This is a genomic window from Vreelandella sp. V005 (genome assembly GCF_052645115.1).
In genome coordinates this window covers 35,322-51,773 of sequence record NZ_JBQXYA010000002.1, presented here as the reverse complement: position 1 = coordinate 51,773, position 16,452 = coordinate 35,322, and the positions used below count along the sequence as shown (strand labels likewise).

Genomic DNA, 16,452 nt, shown 5'->3' with positions numbered 1-16,452 from the left:
GCTTATCGACATCTCAAGAACCTACCCTGGCCGGGGTCATTTATGCTCACACTGCTCAGTGATATGTCATTAACCGCCGCTTTTACCCTGTTCAGCGCTTGCGCCGCCATCATTGGCATCGTGGGTACCCGGCTTGCACGGATTGTCGACGACCTCGCTGACCGCACCGGGATAGGCGAAGCCATTGCCGGCGCTGTACTGCTGGGAATGGCGACGTCGCTATCCGGCATTGTGGTGTCAGTGTCTTCGGCTTGGACCGGCAAACCCGAACTGGCAATGAGTAACGCCTTGGGCGGCATCGCTGTTCAGACGTTATTTTTAACCATCGCCGATATGGCGTATCGACGTGCGAATCTCGAACACGCGGCGGCCTCCCTGGGCAATTTGATTCAGGGCGCGTTACTGCTGTGCCTGCTATGCCTGTTGCTGTTAGGTCGCTTTACGCCTGAGTGGACGTTGTGGCAGATACACCCTGTCACTCCCCTGCTGTTTATCGCTTATCTGTTTGGGCTGAAGCTGGTTAAAAATGCCCAAACTCGCCCGATGTGGGCGCCCACCCGAACGCGTGAAACCCATGAAGACCAGCCCGATGAGTCGCCGGGAAAACTAACGCTAATGCGTCTCTGGCTACTATTTTTGGGCCTTGCCCTTGCCATAGGCCTGACGGGCTGGCTACTCGAGCGCAGCGCTACGGTGATTGCAACGGAAACAGGCCTTAGCCAAGCGGCGGTTGGGGTGCTACTGACCTCGGTGGCCACGTCGTTGCCTGAGCTGGTCACCACCGTCGCAGCGGTAAGACGTGGAGCGCTAACGCTCGCCGTGGCGGGCATTATTGGCGGCAATGCATTTGATACCCTGTTTGCTGCGGCGTCAGATATCGCTTATCGCGGTGGCTCGATTTATCACGTCATACCTGATCAGGTCATGCTATGGGTTGCCCTGGCCGTGTTAATGACAGGCGTATTAATGCTAGGCCTGCTGCATCGCCAAGAGCAGGGGCCTGGCCGTATTGGTTTTGAAAGCCTAGTCATCATCGGCCTCTATGTAGCGGGCATTGCCACGCTAATGGTGAACTAGCGCTTACGTCAGCGGTAAATATTTCAAAGGAGTACTCATTGTGATGGGAAGCACGCTAGTGGGGATCATCGGTGCCCTGCTGATTTTACTGGTCATTTACGACGCCATTCGAACCACCCTATCGGTCTCGAGCTCAGGCGGCCCTCTCACCAACCGATTGGTCAGTGGGCTGTGGTTTTTACTGCTCAATATTCACCGCCGGCGTAAAAGCCACGCCATGCTCTCTTCTGTCGGCCCCTGGATAACGGTAACGCTACTGCTGACGTGGTTTTTCGTCGCCTGGCTGGGTTGGTTTTTACTTTTTTGTAGTTCACCGCAAGCCGTCGTAGTGTCCACTTCGAAGGCGACCGCCAGCGTAATGGAGCGGGCCTACTACACCGGATATACCCTCACCACGCTGGGCTACGGTGATTTCGTGGCAGGCAATGACACGTGGCGCCTTCCGCCGGTGCTGGCGGCCGCAAACGGCTTTTTCCTGTTTACCCTATCGATTACCTATGTGCTGAATATCATTACCAACGTCATTCAAAAACGCCAAGCATCGCTGACTATCAGCGCGATGGGCGAAGATCCTCAGCAGATTCTTGCGGCCACTCACAGCGGCGGGGAATATACGACGCTAATAAGCCAACTACAGACACTACAATCATCGATCACGACCTTGGGGCAGCAACATTTAGCCTACCCAATCCTGCACTACTATCACAGCGAGGCGCGTAGCAAAGCGTTTTCGCTCGCGATCGCGACCCTGTATCAAGCCATCAATGTGGCATGCTTTGCTAGCACACAACTGGAGGATACTTCGCTGGAACAGTTGTTAATCACACGCAAAACCATTGAGCAATTTCTGGATACGCTCGACAGTGCCTTTATCAACCCAAGCCAACAGCTGCCTGACATTCCTGTGCTCAATGGTTATGCCGACCTGCCCCGCATTGGGAAATCGAACACTGAGATACACGACTATTTAGCCTCGCTACCCTACCAAACGTTATTGGTAGCCTATGTTCATAAAGATGGCTGGCAGTGGCAGGATGTATGGCAATCAACGAATAACAGCCACACTTAGCAATGGCGGCGATACCTAAATGAGGAGTAATACATTGATTCGGCAACTCATGTTTTGCGTATTGACCAGTATCACTCTGGTGGCCGCTGGCTGCTCGTCAACGGAGGTTGATCGCCACCAAGCAGCAAAGTACCCGGATGAATCGCTGGTCAATACTTACTGGAAGCTGATCAACGTTGATGGCGCGCCGGTCACCGCGCAAGAAAACGTTCGTGAAGCCCACATGGTGCTACATCTAGATGCTTCTCGCTTAGCGGGCTCCACCGGCTGCAATACGCTAACGGGCCGCTACCAAGTGGAGAACGCGCGCATCGCGTTCAACCAGGTCGCCACCACCAAAATGGCCTGCCCGGCTGCCCCGATGAAAACTGAGCAGGACTTCCTGACCGCCCTCAAACAGGCGAACGCATGGCACCTGGAAGGCGCAAGGCTTCAGTTGCTGGATGATAACGATGCACCGCTGGCTAGCTTTGAAGCGGTGCATCTTTATTAAAGAAAGAAATGCGAAGCTCAAGCGTTGTTATGAAATCTTACGGCAGCTAACAGGCACGTACCCTGACGGAAACACCCCCACTGCATAGCGCGTTATCCACACTCTGTTTAAAGCAGAGGATGTGGATAAACTACGCATTGGCACTTTGTAGACACATACGAAAAAGCCGCCCTTTCGGACGGCTTAATTTAATTCTCCAACGCTTAACTTTTAACCACTTTTCAGTGGTGCCGACACCAGGAGTCGAACCCGGGACCTACTGATTACAAGATATAACAATTAAATATATAAAACAGTAAATTAAAAGAAAATGATCTATGTAAAAACCGATAATAGCTGCTTTGCAAATCATTGGCTTAGGGTAATGTACTACGTAGAAAATAGAGCCCGGGTTGCCACATGAAATTAAAGCGTTTTACCTACTCCCTCCGCCAATCCACCGATGCTGGCCACTACGTTCAGTTTGATATTCGTGCCCAGAACCACCGCGCAAAGATCGGCCTAACACCTGCCGATACTGTCGAGCTATGGATTACCTACGCTGAAATGCCAACCGTCGTCGCTGATGTGGTCGACGAACGAACATGGGAAGGCCACCGGAAAACCATACTGGCCATGCTTGCCGACCACTACCTCACGCCTTGCCACTGACCACCGCAAAAACTGCATAATTGCGCATGAAAACGCATAAAAATATTACCCCTTATAACCGCCCTTCCGCCCAGCAGTGGCGCGGCTTGAGTGCATGCCGTAATAGTGCATAAAAACCACTACATTTAGCGCGCGGGCGGGGCGGGGTGACGATAGCGCGGCGCGGGTCGCCGCCGTGGGTGGGTAGGCAGGCCGTACAGCTCGCGTAAGGCGCGTTCTAATGTTGCGAGTGGTCGGGATGGGGCCAGAATAGGAGCGCTTAAAACGAATCGTAGAGCTAATAAGAGAACTAAAGCGTCTCATTTAAAAATTGGCTTTATGTGTGCGCGCACAAAAAAGCCGCCCAGGTGGGCGGCGTCGATTGGTGGGTTGGTTTACTCGGCGTTGGGATCGTCCAGCGTATAAGGGTCGAATTTCACGACCTCTTCGCCCACATGCTCATTGATCTCTCTCATGGTCGCCTGCAGTGGTTCCAGCTCGTTGGCAACGAATACCCGCGCTGCCTTCTCGATGTCACCAAATCCACCGGTATTCTGTGGAATGATGCCCATCAACTGGGGCGGGATGCGATGCCCTGCGAGCTGGTCGTCGCGCGTGATGTTCTTGATGTTGTAGAACTCGTCTTTAGCCGCCACCTCCGACACCGGAATGATCTGAACGCCATCCTTCTTACCCCTGGGGGAGTAGAGGAACAGGTTTCGGAAATTGCCCGGCCCCTTACTGTCTTTCAGAGCTTGCCGCATATTATCGATGTCTTTCTGATCGTGGGCGGCATCGTTCACGTACATGATAAAACCTGCGTGGCTGCCATTCAGGTAGTACCGCCGACGAAACAGCGTGGCGCTCTCGTTTAACCAGGCGCTTTGCAATGAACCAATGTAGTCCGGCACGCCATAAATGCTTTGATCGATGTCGGGTTCAAGTAGGTGGATGGTCCGCCCATCGGGAATTTCTACTCGCTCCATGTAGTTCGGTATCCACCAGTAGCGGTCGTCATCGCCCCGACGCATGTACTTAGCCGCGCGATGCTTCAACGCCAGCCGCCGTCCTAGCCGCCCTTTCACCTCTTCCAAATACCCATTACCGAACACCAGATAATCAAGGGCCAACGCGCTGAAATCGCGGCGGCTTAGCAGCTGATTGGGCACAAAGGTTTTCAGTAGAATATTTCGCTTAACCTGCATTGCGCTGCCATGGTGAGGTGTTGCCCGGTAGCTCTTGGCCAGCACGCTCAACGGGATCGGCGGTTCATACCACTCATCTGGCGTAAGCCAAACACCCTCATACCAAACGTCACGCATGCTGGTAACTGGCTCGGGGTCGCCAAACGTAAAAGCCTCCATCCGCTTGCTATCGGCGGCCACCGCTGGGACGCTTGCTTCGGTCGAAGTCTCATAGGCATAAACACGATGGCGGGGTTTTGCCGCAGCGGTCGTTGTCGTCATTCGTAAATCTCCATTAAGGATTGGCCAACGCCTTCATTTGCCGGGCCGTCGATAGGTTCGAACTGCAGGGCGTGCATCGTCGCCCACGCTAAATCCGCGTGACCGGTCGCCTTGTTGCGCCCGCTCTTGTAAGTGAATTGCTGCCCGCCCTTGGTCAGTTCTTTCTTGATCGACATAAACGAGGCGGCGAGATCCGACCAGCCGGCATCGAACTCAAGCCGTTCTTTGCGGATGATCTGCTGAGCCTGCAGCACCATTTGAGTTTTTAGCGCAACGTCGTACCGGTACCGGATAACCGTTGGGAACCACTTTTCGACATACTCAGCGACAGCCCCACCGATGCCGGTGGTGTCGATGCCGATATGCCCGATGTTGTATTTGTCCCTGAACGCCTTGATGAAATCGGCCTGCTTTTCATAGTCCTGGCCTTTGAGCCGATGCCGTTCCAGCACGCGGTGTTTTTCCTCACTGCTGCGCGCGGGCAACACCACCACCAGCCCAGCGCCGTCGCCATCCTCGCCTTGGCCGGTGGGGTCGTAACCGATCCACACCTCCCGATCACCCACCGGGCGCGGCGCAAACGGCCGGAAGTCGTCCCAAACCTCCCAGCTATCGACCATGCAGCTCTTCATTGCCGCCAGCGGGAAAGCACTCTGGCTATCATCGACAAACCCACACATAAGCAGGTTGTCGAACTCATCCGGCGAGTATTCAAGTCTTAGCTGATCGAGATCGAAAAGGTCACAGCCGCCCGCGATAGCATCCATCACCGTCACGATCTGACGCCAATGGCCATCGGGGCAGAGCTTGCCGTCTTTCAGCGCATCGTGACTGACATCAAACTCGACCCGCTCCGACTTCTTACGCCGCTTGTTGAACAGCTCACCATTCCAGAACGGGTACCCTTCATGACCAACACTCGACGGCGTCGAAAAATACGTTTGCCGCCATTTTTTGTGCATGGCCATGCCGCTGGTGACTTTCCGGAACTCAGCAAAGCGATGAATCCAGAAATACTCATCGAGATAAACGTCACCGTGGTAGCCCTGGGCGGTTTTGGAGTTGGTGCCCAGAAAATGCAGTTCGGCGCCGTTATCCAAAACAATCGGGTCGCCTTTCAGCTCGACATCACAAACCTCTTTGACGAACTGAATAATGTAATTGCGGAAGATATGCGCCTGGGCGCGTGATGCAGAAAGGAAAATCTTATTCCGCCCATGCTTGAACGCATCGACGATAGCCTCGCGGGCAAAGTACCAAGTAGCGCCAATCTGGCGAGACTTGAGAATGTTACGAATGCGGTGCTTTTGCCCCGCCTCATTCCAAACCGCTTGATACTCAAATAGCGAGTCGAGAAACGCCTCTTCCAGTGCCTCGGTCTGTTCTTCATCCAGGGCGTTACGCTTCGGCTTCTTCTTCGGCCCCGCGTTGCGTGCCTCGATATTAGGGTTTAGATCCGCCTCGTTGCCGGTTTCGTCATACTTACGGACCCTGGCCAGCCGCTCAATCTGTCGCCCGAGCAAGTCTATCTCTTTAAAGTCGCCGGGCTCTTTTTTCGCCTTCCATATCAACTGGCACATGCGCGCTTCAAGCGTGCAATCAACGCGCTCGGTCGGCGTTGAATCCTCCCAACGGTCGCGGGCTTTCCAACTGTGAACCGTCGGTGCTTTCTCGCCAATATGCTCGGCAATACGCGCAACCCGCCACCCCTGCCAGTAGAGGTGGCGGGCAATCATGCGCGGGGAGTCAGTAGCGCTGGGGATCGGGTCGGGGGCTGTCGTCGTCATGCCGCCAGCGTACCCGTCGCGCGCGATGCCCACGCCTGCCCCGCTTTGTCATGCAAACCTCGCACAACGCGCAAACGTTGAGCCGAAAGGCGTACGCGCGGAACCTGAGCGCTATTGATCAGCCAACCCGCTCAGGATGCCCAGCATGAAGAAAAAATTCCGCGTTGCTACCGAAGGCGCAACCACCGATGGCCGCACGATCTTACGTAAGTGGATTGAGCAGATGGCCGCCAACTACGACCCCAAAAAATACGGCGCCCGCATTTGGATGGAGCACCTACGCGGCATGACAGCGGATAGCGTTTTCAATGCCCTGGGTGACGTAATCTCGCTAGAAGCCAAAGAGGTAGAAGACGGTAAGCTCGCGCTGTTTGCTGAAATCGAGCCAACCGAGCAGCTAAAGGAAATCAACAAGCGCCGCCAAAAGGTCTACACCAGCATCGAAGTCAACCCAGAGTTTGCAGATTCTGGCGAAGCCTACCTTGAAGGCCTAGCGGTAACGGATTCCCCGGCCTCGCTGGGTACTGAAATGCTCGCATTCAGTCGTGAAAAAGGCGCCGCATCACCGCTGGCAAGCCGCAAGCAACACGCTGGCAACCTCTTCACCGAAGCCGTCGAAGTCGAGATGGATTTTTCCGAGGAGAAGCCGCCGGCCTCCGAAGGCTTGAAAGCTAAAATCGCCAGCTTGTTCAAACGCCACGACACCAAAACTACGCAGGGCTTTGAAGCGTTCCGCACCGAGCTGGAAGGCACGCTTGAGGTTGTCGCCGAGCACTACAACTCGCTGGCCGACGAACTGGAAACCCGCCCCACCGCCGCCCAGTTCAGCAAGCTGCAAACCGATCACGACGCCCTGCAGAAAAGCTTCGATGAGCTGTACACCAAGCTCGACAACACACCAGACACCAAGCATCGCGCCCCCGCCACCGGCGGCGGTGAACAGCTAACCGACTGCTAAGCCCTGGCCAACCAAAAGCCAGCCGCCAGAGCCACTAAATTCTAGGGATAACACCAATGCGCAACGATACACGTATCAAGTTCAACCAGTACCGGGATCGGTTAGCCAGCCTAAGCGGCGTAAAAAGCGCGAGCGAGCAATTCAACGTCGAACCCAGCGTTCAGCAAACGCTTGAATCGACCATGCAGGAATCCAGCGAATTCCTTGGCCGCATCAACATGGTCGGCGTCGATGAGATCAAAGGGCAAAAAGTAGGCGTCGGCGTATCCGGCCCCATCGCCGGTCGCACCAACGTAGATGCCAATGAGCGCGAAACCCGTAATCTCGCCTCGCTGACTGCCAACACTTACGAATGCTTTAGCACCGAATTTGATACCCATCTTCCGTGGGCATCGCTCGACGCCTGGGCGCGCTTCCCAGACTTCCAAGCCCGCGTACGTAACGCCATCCTTCGCCGCCAAGCACTCGACCGCATCATGGTCGGCTTTAACGGTGTAAGCGTCGCCGCCGAAACCGACCGCACCGCTAACCCGATGTTGCAAGACGTCAATAAAGGCTGGCTGCAAAAGTACCGCGAAGATGCACCCGCGCGCGTGCTTAGTGAAGTCGTCGCCGCATCAGGAAAAGTAACGGTCGGCGCCGCGAGCGACTACGCCAACCTAGACGCCCTGGTATTCGACGCCGTCAACGAAATGATCGAACCCTGGTACCGCGAAGACACCGGCCTCGTCGCAATCATGGGCCGTAAAATGCTAGCGGATAAATACTTCCCGCTAATCCAGCAAAACGCCGAAACGCCTACCGAAGCCCGCGCCTTGGATCTGATCATCAGTCAAAAGCGTGTCGGTGGCCTGCAGGCAGTGCGCGCCCCGTTCGTGCCGGATGGCTCCATCCTGATCACCTCGCTATCTAACCTCTCGCTCTACTGGCAGTTAGGCAGCCGCCGCCGCTACGTGCTGGACAACCCCAAGCGTAAGCGCATCGAAAACTACGAAAGCTCCAACGACGCCTATGTCGTTGAAGACTACGGCTTCGGCTGCCTCGTAGAAAACATCGAATTCGCTGAATAAGCGGCAAAGCCACCAGCTAGCTGAAAAAGGGGGTTAGATGAAAAGCCCAGCCCGTAAACACTTTGAGCAGGTATCCGCCGCGAAAGCGGCGGGCACCGCGACCCCAGGCGAGCAGCAACAAGGCGAGCAATACGAGCTTTACAACCGCGCGCTTTATGAAGCAACTCGCTCCCTAAAAGACATAAAGTCGATTGAGCACAAGGTCGAGAAGAAGCGCGAGCTATTGCCCGACTTCATGCCCTATGTCGATGGCGTGTTAGGCGAAGGCAAAGGCGCAAAAGACGATGTCTTGATGACGCTCATGATCTGGTGCATTGACACCGGCGATTACGAAAAAGCCCTTCAAATTGGTGCCTACGCCGTGAAACACAACCTCGATACGCCCGACCGCTACGCCCGCAATACCGTTAGCGTGTTGGCCGAAGAGATCGCCGAAGGCGTCAAGATCCAGCTGGCAAAAGAAGATGCCGACGCCGACGCCCTCGCCAACGTCATGGCTCGCGCCGTGGCTATCATCGGTGATGCGGATATGCACGATGAGATCAAAGCCAAAGTGCACAAATACTACGGCTACGCCCTCCGCGCCGCCGAAGATAACGAAGGCGCCCTGGCGCAGCTCAAACGCGCTTTAGAGCTAAACGACAAAATCGGCGTCAAGCAGGATATCCAGCGCTTAGAAAGCGCAATCAAAAAACAGGGCGAACAGGCCAACGCCTGACCGCCAACCGAGTCGCACCCCGACGGCAAGGGGGCATCGCTAAGCAAGGGCTTTCAGCCTCGCGCGAAGTGATCCACCCCCTTCTTTTTTAACAGGTGGCCAGCATGATCGCCCACGGCACCAACCCAACAAGCCCGCCGCTAGACCCTATAGCCAACAACGGCTTTTGGCCCGAGATCGACCCCAACGAATTCAGCGAAGAAGAGCGCGTCCACAACGTCACGCCAAAACGCTTAAAGACATCACTGCGCGCCGCAATAGCAGACATAAACCGACAGTTGGCGGAATACCAAGCCGAACAGCAAGAAAGCGGACGCGCGACTATCGACGAAGTACCGGTCGAACCCTGGCAAACCCCCGGCGACCTCCATTTGCTCTATAACCGCGCCGTCTATGCCCAGGCTCAAGCGGATCTTTTAGAGCGCTACCGCGACGCCTCAGCGACCGGCGAAGGCGACGAACGCGGCGAAGCCAAAGACCTCGCCGCCGACGACTACCGCGCCGATGCCCGCTGGGCAATCGCCGAACTCACCGGCCGCAACCACACCACCGTAGAGCTGATATGAAACGCACGGTGCGCGCCCATCAAGGCGAAACCTTGGACGCCCTGCTCTACCGCGTCTACGGCAAAACCGCCGCGATTACCGAGCAAACGCTGCAGCTAAACCCGCACCTGGCAGAGCAAGGCCCGGTGCTCAAAGAGGGAACACCGGTCACGCTACCGCCGCCACCGGAAACCCGCGAAACCAAAAAGCCAAAAATTCAGCTTTGGAGCTGATCGAATCATAAAAGGGGATCACATGGCCGAACCAAGCACCATGGCAGCCGCCGGAACAGCAAGCCTCGCCGCCGTGGTGATTGGCTCGCTACCCGGCATCGACGCCAACGCAGTGGTAGGCGCATTTTGCGGCGCCACGTTATTTGTAATGAGCGCTAAAGAGCTAGGGCTGATCGAGCGTCTTGTTTACCTGTTTATTTCATTCTGCATCGGCTACCTCGGCGGCCCCGCTACCCTCGGCGGCATGCTGGAACACACTGCCGTCGCTGCGTTTATCGCCGCTGCCGTATCCGTCACCGCAGGGTTAAGAGCGATTGAAGGAGTAAAAACGCTCGACCTTAAAAAATGGCTAGGGGGTCGCTAATGAGCATCACCTATTTAATCACCATCGCCGCCGCGCTCGTCGTCATTGCCCGGCTGCTCACATTCCGCCGCCGCGCCGGTCGCTACCGCCCAGGCATCGCGCTCGCCGCATGGTTAATCATCGTCGTCACCACCTGCGCCGTGATTTTTGGCCCCCCGACCAACGAAAACGGCCGCTTGATCATCGCCGCCGCCATGGTGGCGTTAGCCGTCGGCCTAATCCGCACCGGCGGCAACGTCGCCCACCTCATTCGCCCGCTTCGGAGACAATAACATGTTGCTACGCCAAGGCTCGATAGGCCCAAGTGTCACCGCATTGCAACGCGAATTATCCGCCGCCGGTTACCCAGCAAGCGTCGACGGTCACTTTGGCCCGAAAACCGAGCAAGCCGTCCGCAGCTACCAGCGTGCACAAGGCTTAGTCACCGACGGCATCGCAGGCCCGAAAACCCGCGCGCTACTTCATGGCGTCAAAGAAGGTCGCTTTTTACGCCAGATAGACCTCGTCAACGCCGCCGAGCGTCTCGGCGTAGAGCTAGCCGCCGTGATGGCCGTAAACGAAGTCGAAAGCCGTGGTAAAGGGTTCCACATAGGCGGCCCGCGTAATGGCGTGCCGATCATCCTCTTTGAACGCCACATCATGCGCCGCCAGTTACAGCACCACGGCATTAACCCCCTGCCGTACCAGCGCGCCAAGCCCGATATCGTCAACGCCAGTCCCGGCGGTTATGTCGGTGGCCACCGCGAACACAACCGGCGCGAACGCGCGGGCGAGATCCACACCGGCGCGTCGATTGAATCCGCAAGCTGGGGGCTCTTTCAAATTATGGGGTTCCACTGGAAGCGCCTGGGCTACGAATCCGCTGAAAACTACGCCGCCGATATGGCCATCAACGAAGCCAACCAGCTCGACGCCTTCGTCCGCTTCGTCGAAAAAGACAAAGGCATTCATGCCGCGCTGCGCCGTCACGATTGGGCAGGCTTCGCCAGCCGCTACAACGGCCCCAACTACGCCGCCAACGACTACGACACCAAGCTAGCCGCCGCCTACCGCCGCCACGATCAGAGCATGAGGCTGGCAGCATGAACAAACTCACCTTCCTGGCCAGCGCCGCCGCGCTGGCCGGCACCTTCGCCGCAGGCTACCAAGTCGCCCACTGGCAAAACGACAGCCACGCCCTGACAGCCGAGCGCGCCGCCCAACAAGCCATCGACGCGGCCATGAACCGCGAATCAGAGATCGCCGCCCACATCGAGCAGCGCCTGGGCGAACTCCAAGCCAACGAGCGGGTAATCGATAGGGGAATAATCCGTGAAATTCAAAAACCGATTTATCAGCGCGTTTGCCTTGGCCCTGACGCTATCAGCCTGCTCAACCACGCCGCCGCCGGAACCGCGCCCGATTCAACAGAACCTAATGCAGCGCTGCCCTAGCGTGCTGCCCCTACTCACCACCGGCACCGGCGAAGACGTCACCCTAACGATGCGCGAATGGGCCAGCCAATACCACGCCTGCGCAACCAGGCATAACGGACTAGTGGACACCCTCGAATGATCAAGCTCCAATCACTACGCCAACACCTGCTCGCCTCAGTGCCCGAGCTAAAGCGCAACCCCGAGCAGCTACACACTTTCGTCAACGACGGCAAGGTCATGTTTTCGCGCGGTACCAACCTAAGCCACCAATACACAGTCGATGCCCAAATCATCATCACCGACTACACCGGCAGTCTCGACACGGTCATGATCCCGCTGCTGCAATGGCTCAACAGTTACGAGCCAGATTTAGTGCCAGCCGAAGCCGTCCAAATAGAAGCCGAGATCCTAAGCAACACCCATTGGGATCTAGCCCTAACCGTGCGCCTAACCGAACGCGTCGTCGCCCTGGTCAACTGTGAAACCGGCAGCATCGACGCCCATCACCGCATGCCCGAATACCCCGCCGACGCCTGCCCGGCCAAAAGCTGGCAGCTCAACGTCAAGCACCCAGGGTCCGACGAATTCACCCAGGAAGCGGCATGGGATAGCCCGCAATGAGCGACGAACTGCAGCAGCTCGAAGAGTGGTTAACGCCACTTATCAATAAGCTGTCACCCAAAGAGCGCCGGGTATTAGCCCGCGAAGTCGCCCGCGACCTACGCATCGCAAACCGCGACCGCATCAAAGCCCAAACCAACCCCGACGGCACCCCGTACGAGCCACGCACAGAGCTACGCGGGCGAAGTGGCCGCATCCGCCGCAAAGCCATGTTCACGAAGATCCGCACCGCCAAATACCTACGCATTAAAACCACGGCCGATACCGCCGAAATGGGTTTTCTCGGTCGCGTCGCCCGCATCGCACGCGTTCACCACTATGGGCTAAGGGATCGCGTCGAACCCGGCGGCCCCCAGCACCAATACGCCCGTCGCGAGCTAATCGGCATCACCGCCAAAGACGCCGACCGCATCGCCGATAGCGTTCTAAACCACCTCACCCCGCCCAACTAAACACCGCCGCTTGTCCCGCACCTTGTACAAAGCGGCTGGCACAACGCTAGCCGCTACCCTCTCGCGCGTAACCGCCGCAGCATTGGCGGCATGAACAATATCGCCGAACTACTCCGCCTAATTCAAAACCTGATCCGCTTTGGTGCCATCGCCGAAGTGGATCACGGCGTGCCCAATGAGCGCCTACCCGCCGTGCGCGTGAGATCCGGCGCCCTACTCACCGGCTGGCTACCCTGGGCCAGTGGCCGCGCGGGAACGACCCGCGATTGGAACCCGCCCACCGTCGGCGAACAGGTAATGATTCTTTCCCCCGGCGGCGACTTGGCCAACGGCGTCGCCATGCCCAGCCTATTCCAGCTCAGCGCCCAACCACCCAGCAACGACCCCGGCAAAATCGCCCGCCAGTTTCCAGATGGCGGTCTTTTTGAATACGACCACGCCAACAGCGTGCTACGCATCAACCTGCCGGGCTCTATCGAGATCCACGCCCCCGGCGGCACCCAATGGGTCGGCAACATCAACCACCAGGGCGACATGCAGCGCGACGGCAGCGACACACAAACCGGCGGCACAAAAACCCATAACGGCAAAAACGTCGGCAGCGACCACAAGCACAGCGGCGTAGCCACCGGCAATGGCAACACCCAGGGGCCAATCTAATGGCAGGCATGAACGTCAACACCGGAAAACAGCTGGACGGCATCGAACATATCCGCCAATCAATCGCGGACATCATCACCACGCCCATCGGCTCCCGCGTCATGCGCCGCGACTACGGCAGCCTAGTGCCCGAGCTGCTCGATATGCCCATGAGCGACGCCCTATTAATGCAGGTCTACGCCGCCACGGTCATCGCCGTTAGCCAGTGGGAGCCGCGTATCAAAATCACCGGTACCCGCCGCATCGTCAGCACCGAAAACCCCGGTGCCGCCATCATGGAATTAATCGGTGAAACCGCCGACGGCCAGCCCCTCACCGCGGGAGTGCCAATAGCATGAGTACCACCATCGACCTCTCCCAGCTCCCCGCGCCCAACGTAATCGAAAGCCTCGATTTTGAGGCCATCTTCGCCGAGCGCAAAGCGGCGCTGCTCGCACTCGTCAGCAGCGAGCAGCGCGACGCGGTCGAGCAAACCCTGCAGCTCGAAAGCGAACCGCTCACCAAGTTGCTACAAGAGAACGCCTACCGCGAACTCGTCTGGCGTCAGCGCCTCAACGAGGCCGCCCACGCCGTCATGATCCCGTTTTCCAGCCAAGAAGACCTCGACAATCTCGTCGCCAATTTCGAAGTACATCGCCTAACGGTAAGCCCCGGCGACCCCAACGCCACACCGCCGGTACCGCCCACGTTTGAGGACGACACCAATCTACGCCTACGCGCCCAGCGTGCCTGGGAAGGGCTCAGCGTCGCGGGGCCGCGCGGTGCCTACAAATTCCACGCCCTATCTGCCGATGGTCGCGTCGCCGATGCCGCCGCCATCAGCCCAAGTCCCGCCGTGGCTGTCGTCACCGTGCTATCCACCGAAGGCGACGGCACCGCAAGCCAGGCGCTGCTCGACATCGTCAACAAGGCGCTATCCGCCGAAGATATCAGGCCGGTGGGCGACCGCCTCACCGTGCAAACCGCCGCCATCATCAGCTATGAAATAGCCGCCACGCTCTACCTCTACCCAGGACCAGAGCAAGAACCAATACACGATGCCGCCGCCGCCTCATTACAGCGCTACATCATTGCCCAGCGCCGCATTGGTCGAGATATTCGTATCTCAGCCATCCACGCCGCGCTACACGTCGAAGGCGTCCAGCGTGTAGAACTCAGCCAGCCCGCCACCGATGTCATCATCGACGACACCCAGGCCGCCCACTGCACCGCCACCAGCATCGCCATAGGTGGCAGCGATGAATAAACACCTCTTACCCGGCAACGCCAGCCGCCTGGAACGCGCCGCCGCCGAAGCCCTCGCCGATATTCAGCGCGTGCCGGTGCTGCTGCGTCAGCTATGGAACCCCTACACCTGCGAAGCGCGTCTATTGCCCTATCTCGCCTGGGCGTTTTCCGTGGATCGCTGGGACCCAGCCTGGAGCACCGAAGCAAAGCGCGACGTCATCGCCAAATCGTTTTACGTGCATAGGAAAAAAGGCACCATCGCCGCATTACGCCGCGTCGTCGAGCCGCTCGGCTACCTGCTCGATATAGAAGAATGGTGGCAGACCGAGCCCGAAGGCGAGCCGGGCACCTTCTCCCTAAGAATCGGTGTGCTCGATGCCGGTATCAGCGATGAAATGTACCAAGAGCTGGAAAGGCTGATCGACGACGCCAAACCGCTGACCCGCCACATCACAGGCCTGGATATAACACTAAGCACCCGCGTTACCAGCTATGTGGGCGTGGGCATGTTTGATGGTGACACCCTCGAAGTGCTGCCCTGGCAAACACCCGACTTACACGTGCAGTGCCTCACCGCCCACGCGCTAACCCCCTTGTTCAACGACACGCTGGATGTATATCTCTATGATTGACGAAAACTCTACTTTCGGCGGCTTTCTCACCACCATTGGTGAGGCCAAGCAATCCAACGCCAATGCACTGCAAATTCCCTGGAAGCTAACCCACCTGCTATTGGGCGATGCCAACGGCAACGACCCAGTGCCGGCCCCTGGCCAAGCCCAATTGGTTAACCAGGTGCACCGTGCCGCCATCAATCAGTTATCCGTCGACCCGGATAACCCCGCCATACTGGTGGCGGAAGTGGTGCTGCCGCCTGATATCGGCGGCTGGTGGATACGCGAGCTAGGTATTGAAGATGTGGATGGCGACTTTGTCGCCGTAGCCAACTGCCCCCCCAGTTACAAGCCCCTGCTCGCGCAAGGCTCCGGTCGTAACCAAGTGGTGCGTATGCACCTCATCCTCAGCAACACCGCCAATGTGCAGCTCAAGATCGACCCCAGCGTGGTGCTCGCTACACGCGAATACGTCGACACCCAGCGCACTGAGCACGAAGCAAGCCGCAACCATCCCGAGGCGACAGAAGCCGAACAGGGCATGGCCCGCGTCGCAGATCAGACCATGGTCAATACCGGCGCAAACGATGTCCGCTTTGTCACACCGAAAAAGCTCAAAGCCTGGGCAACGCAATGGGTCAAGCAAGCGACTGAGACCGTCGCGGGCATGCTCAAAGTGGCGACGCAAGCACAGGTCGATGCGGGGGAGGATGACACCACGGCAGTCACGCCTAAGAAGTTGCGATGGGGGTTCTCTTATTCCTTCGGTCAAGTCGGCTACATATTTCTACCGAGCTGGATGGGCGGTTTTGTGATGCAGTGGGGGAAATATACATCTAGCTCAGTGGGTAAAATCCCTGGGAATTTTCCCGTTGCGTTTCCAAATCAGTATTTCGGTTCTGTAGGCACGTTCTTCGGAGGGTTTTCGGGAATAGATACGGCTAACGTCAAAGTAGAAGCAAACACCCTGACGTCGTTTAATTTTGCGACAGTTAATCAAAATGGCGCTTTTTCGAATTCTCCCTTATTCCTCATACACCTAGGGTATTGATA

The 16,452-nt window shown here is 57.4% G+C and carries 23 protein-coding genes; 21 read left to right on the top strand and 2 right to left on the bottom strand.

Translation table 11 applies throughout. The features are described 5' to 3' along the window. Nucleotides 1–42: 42 nt before the first annotated feature. The 4 genes from ACUN8H_RS05495 to ACUN8H_RS05480 all read left to right on the top strand — a co-directional run bounded on the left by ACUN8H_RS05495 (nt 43) and on the right by ACUN8H_RS05480 (nt 3,290). Nucleotides 43–1,077 carry a sodium:calcium antiporter gene (locus ACUN8H_RS05495; RefSeq protein WP_445531152.1) on the top strand — a complete coding sequence of 345 codons (1,035 nt, stop codon included), beginning with the start codon at nt 43–45 and terminating at the stop codon, nt 1,075–1,077. Nucleotides 1,078–1,120: 43 nt separating this feature from the next. Beyond that, a complete protein-coding gene (locus tag ACUN8H_RS05490) occupies nt 1,121–2,146 on the top strand; it encodes a potassium channel family protein (RefSeq protein WP_445531151.1) in 1,026 nt (341 codons plus the stop codon). A 34-nt stretch (nt 2,147–2,180) separates the two neighbouring features. After that, on the top strand, nt 2,181–2,639 hold the full coding sequence (locus ACUN8H_RS05485; RefSeq protein WP_445531150.1) for an META domain-containing protein: 459 nt from the start codon (nt 2,181–2,183) through the stop codon (nt 2,637–2,639). Nucleotides 2,640–3,038: 399 nt separating this feature from the next. Next, nucleotides 3,039–3,290 (top strand): hypothetical protein, encoded by a 252-nt coding sequence (locus ACUN8H_RS05480; RefSeq protein WP_445531149.1) that lies wholly within the window; start codon nt 3,039–3,041, stop codon nt 3,288–3,290. Between the two features lie 374 nt (nt 3,291–3,664). On the opposite strand, the gene ACUN8H_RS05475 is transcribed toward ACUN8H_RS05480, so the two are convergent. After that, entirely contained in the window at nt 3,665–4,735 is a 1,071-nt protein-coding gene (locus tag ACUN8H_RS05475; protein ID WP_445531148.1) for a phage portal protein, read from the bottom strand. Next, entirely contained in the window at nt 4,732–6,555 is a 1,824-nt protein-coding gene (locus ACUN8H_RS05470; RefSeq protein WP_445531147.1) for a terminase large subunit domain-containing protein, read from the bottom strand. The genes ACUN8H_RS05475 and ACUN8H_RS05470 overlap by 4 nt, the downstream gene beginning before the upstream one ends. Nucleotides 6,556–6,667: 112 nt before the next feature. Between ACUN8H_RS05470 and ACUN8H_RS05465 the strand changes: the two genes are divergently transcribed. From ACUN8H_RS05465 to ACUN8H_RS05385, 17 genes are all read left to right on the top strand, one after another. Next, nucleotides 6,668–7,480, top strand: coding sequence for a GPO family capsid scaffolding protein (locus tag ACUN8H_RS05465; protein ID WP_445531146.1), 813 nt, complete (start codon nt 6,668–6,670; stop codon nt 7,478–7,480). Nucleotides 7,481–7,536: 56 nt separating this feature from the next. Continuing rightward, nucleotides 7,537–8,550 carry a phage major capsid protein, P2 family gene (locus ACUN8H_RS05460; protein ID WP_445531145.1) on the top strand — a complete coding sequence of 338 codons (1,014 nt, stop codon included), beginning with the start codon at nt 7,537–7,539 and terminating at the stop codon, nt 8,548–8,550. Nucleotides 8,551–8,587: 37 nt separating this feature from the next. Further along, nucleotides 8,588–9,268, top strand: a complete 681-nt coding sequence (gpM, locus tag ACUN8H_RS05455; RefSeq protein WP_445531144.1) for a phage terminase small subunit — start codon at nt 8,588–8,590, stop codon at nt 9,266–9,268. Nucleotides 9,269–9,372: 104 nt separating this feature from the next. Beyond that, nucleotides 9,373–9,834, top strand: coding sequence for a head completion/stabilization protein (locus ACUN8H_RS05450; protein WP_445531143.1), 462 nt, complete (start codon nt 9,373–9,375; stop codon nt 9,832–9,834). After that, nucleotides 9,831–10,046 carry a tail protein X gene (locus ACUN8H_RS05445; protein WP_445531142.1) on the top strand — a complete coding sequence of 72 codons (216 nt, stop codon included), beginning with the start codon at nt 9,831–9,833 and terminating at the stop codon, nt 10,044–10,046. Before ACUN8H_RS05450 ends, ACUN8H_RS05445 begins: the two co-directional genes overlap by 4 nt. A 22-nt stretch (nt 10,047–10,068) precedes the next feature. Next, complete coding sequence (locus ACUN8H_RS05440; protein WP_445531141.1) at nt 10,069–10,410, top strand: putative holin; 342 nt, start codon at nt 10,069–10,071, stop codon at nt 10,408–10,410. Continuing rightward, on the top strand, nt 10,410–10,682 hold the full coding sequence (locus ACUN8H_RS05435; RefSeq protein ID WP_445531140.1) for a phage holin family protein: 273 nt from the start codon (nt 10,410–10,412) through the stop codon (nt 10,680–10,682). Before ACUN8H_RS05440 ends, ACUN8H_RS05435 begins: the two co-directional genes overlap by 1 nt. Nucleotide 10,683: 1 nt before the next feature. After that, nucleotides 10,684–11,496, top strand: a complete 813-nt coding sequence (locus ACUN8H_RS05430) for an N-acetylmuramidase domain-containing protein (RefSeq protein WP_445531139.1) — start codon at nt 10,684–10,686, stop codon at nt 11,494–11,496. Further along, entirely contained in the window at nt 11,493–11,843 is a 351-nt protein-coding gene (locus tag ACUN8H_RS05425; protein WP_445531138.1) for a hypothetical protein, read from the top strand. Before ACUN8H_RS05430 ends, ACUN8H_RS05425 begins: the two co-directional genes overlap by 4 nt. Continuing rightward, on the top strand, nt 11,827–11,964 hold the full coding sequence (locus tag ACUN8H_RS05420; RefSeq protein WP_445531137.1) for a hypothetical protein: 138 nt from the start codon (nt 11,827–11,829) through the stop codon (nt 11,962–11,964). The genes ACUN8H_RS05425 and ACUN8H_RS05420 overlap by 17 nt, the downstream gene beginning before the upstream one ends. Continuing rightward, nucleotides 11,961–12,446, top strand: coding sequence for a phage tail protein (locus ACUN8H_RS05415; protein WP_445531136.1), 486 nt, complete (start codon nt 11,961–11,963; stop codon nt 12,444–12,446). The genes ACUN8H_RS05420 and ACUN8H_RS05415 overlap by 4 nt, the downstream gene beginning before the upstream one ends. Continuing rightward, on the top strand, nt 12,443–12,898 hold the full coding sequence (locus ACUN8H_RS05410) for a phage virion morphogenesis protein (RefSeq protein WP_445531135.1): 456 nt from the start codon (nt 12,443–12,445) through the stop codon (nt 12,896–12,898). The genes ACUN8H_RS05415 and ACUN8H_RS05410 overlap by 4 nt, the downstream gene beginning before the upstream one ends. A gap of 90 nt (nt 12,899–12,988) precedes the next feature. Continuing rightward, on the top strand, nt 12,989–13,558 hold the full coding sequence (locus tag ACUN8H_RS05405; protein WP_445531134.1) for a phage baseplate assembly protein V: 570 nt from the start codon (nt 12,989–12,991) through the stop codon (nt 13,556–13,558). Then, nucleotides 13,558–13,896, top strand: a complete 339-nt coding sequence (locus tag ACUN8H_RS05400) for a GPW/gp25 family protein (protein ID WP_445531133.1) — start codon at nt 13,558–13,560, stop codon at nt 13,894–13,896. The genes ACUN8H_RS05405 and ACUN8H_RS05400 overlap by 1 nt, the downstream gene beginning before the upstream one ends. Continuing rightward, nucleotides 13,893–14,804, top strand: coding sequence for a baseplate assembly protein (locus tag ACUN8H_RS05395; RefSeq protein WP_445531132.1), 912 nt, complete (start codon nt 13,893–13,895; stop codon nt 14,802–14,804). Before ACUN8H_RS05400 ends, ACUN8H_RS05395 begins: the two co-directional genes overlap by 4 nt. Then, nucleotides 14,797–15,417: a phage tail protein I gene (locus tag ACUN8H_RS05390; protein WP_445531131.1), complete on the top strand. Its 621-nt coding sequence runs from the start codon at nt 14,797–14,799 to the stop codon at nt 15,415–15,417. The genes ACUN8H_RS05395 and ACUN8H_RS05390 overlap by 8 nt, the downstream gene beginning before the upstream one ends. Then, nucleotides 15,410–16,450 (top strand): phage tail protein, encoded by a 1,041-nt coding sequence (locus tag ACUN8H_RS05385; protein ID WP_445531130.1) that lies wholly within the window; start codon nt 15,410–15,412, stop codon nt 16,448–16,450. Before ACUN8H_RS05390 ends, ACUN8H_RS05385 begins: the two co-directional genes overlap by 8 nt. Nucleotides 16,451–16,452 lie beyond the last annotated feature (2 nt).

Coding starts and splice junctions, on each gene's coding strand:
- ACUN8H_RS05495 (WP_445531152.1), top strand. CDS start 43: ATGCTCACACTGCTCAGTGATATGTCATTAACCGCCGCTTTTACCCTG.
- ACUN8H_RS05490 (WP_445531151.1), top strand. CDS start 1,121: ATGGGAAGCACGCTAGTGGGGATCATCGGTGCCCTGCTGATTTTACTG.
- ACUN8H_RS05480 (WP_445531149.1), top strand. CDS start 3,039: ATGAAATTAAAGCGTTTTACCTACTCCCTCCGCCAATCCACCGATGCT.
- ACUN8H_RS05475 (WP_445531148.1), bottom strand. CDS start 4,735: ATGACGACAACGACCGCTGCGGCAAAACCCCGCCATCGTGTTTATGCC.
- ACUN8H_RS05465 (WP_445531146.1), top strand. CDS start 6,668: ATGAAGAAAAAATTCCGCGTTGCTACCGAAGGCGCAACCACCGATGGC.
- ACUN8H_RS05460 (WP_445531145.1), top strand. CDS start 7,537: ATGCGCAACGATACACGTATCAAGTTCAACCAGTACCGGGATCGGTTA.
- gpM (WP_445531144.1), top strand. CDS start 8,588: ATGAAAAGCCCAGCCCGTAAACACTTTGAGCAGGTATCCGCCGCGAAA.
- ACUN8H_RS05450 (WP_445531143.1), top strand. CDS start 9,373: ATGATCGCCCACGGCACCAACCCAACAAGCCCGCCGCTAGACCCTATA.
- ACUN8H_RS05445 (WP_445531142.1), top strand. CDS start 9,831: ATGAAACGCACGGTGCGCGCCCATCAAGGCGAAACCTTGGACGCCCTG.
- ACUN8H_RS05440 (WP_445531141.1), top strand. CDS start 10,069: ATGGCCGAACCAAGCACCATGGCAGCCGCCGGAACAGCAAGCCTCGCC.
- ACUN8H_RS05435 (WP_445531140.1), top strand. CDS start 10,410: ATGAGCATCACCTATTTAATCACCATCGCCGCCGCGCTCGTCGTCATT.
- ACUN8H_RS05430 (WP_445531139.1), top strand. CDS start 10,684: ATGTTGCTACGCCAAGGCTCGATAGGCCCAAGTGTCACCGCATTGCAA.
- ACUN8H_RS05425 (WP_445531138.1), top strand. CDS start 11,493: ATGAACAAACTCACCTTCCTGGCCAGCGCCGCCGCGCTGGCCGGCACC.
- ACUN8H_RS05420 (WP_445531137.1), top strand. CDS start 11,827: ATGCAGCGCTGCCCTAGCGTGCTGCCCCTACTCACCACCGGCACCGGC.
- ACUN8H_RS05415 (WP_445531136.1), top strand. CDS start 11,961: ATGATCAAGCTCCAATCACTACGCCAACACCTGCTCGCCTCAGTGCCC.
- ACUN8H_RS05410 (WP_445531135.1), top strand. CDS start 12,443: ATGAGCGACGAACTGCAGCAGCTCGAAGAGTGGTTAACGCCACTTATC.
- ACUN8H_RS05405 (WP_445531134.1), top strand. CDS start 12,989: ATGAACAATATCGCCGAACTACTCCGCCTAATTCAAAACCTGATCCGC.
- ACUN8H_RS05400 (WP_445531133.1), top strand. CDS start 13,558: ATGGCAGGCATGAACGTCAACACCGGAAAACAGCTGGACGGCATCGAA.
- ACUN8H_RS05395 (WP_445531132.1), top strand. CDS start 13,893: ATGAGTACCACCATCGACCTCTCCCAGCTCCCCGCGCCCAACGTAATC.
- ACUN8H_RS05390 (WP_445531131.1), top strand. CDS start 14,797: ATGAATAAACACCTCTTACCCGGCAACGCCAGCCGCCTGGAACGCGCC.
- ACUN8H_RS05385 (WP_445531130.1), top strand. CDS start 15,410: ATGATTGACGAAAACTCTACTTTCGGCGGCTTTCTCACCACCATTGGT.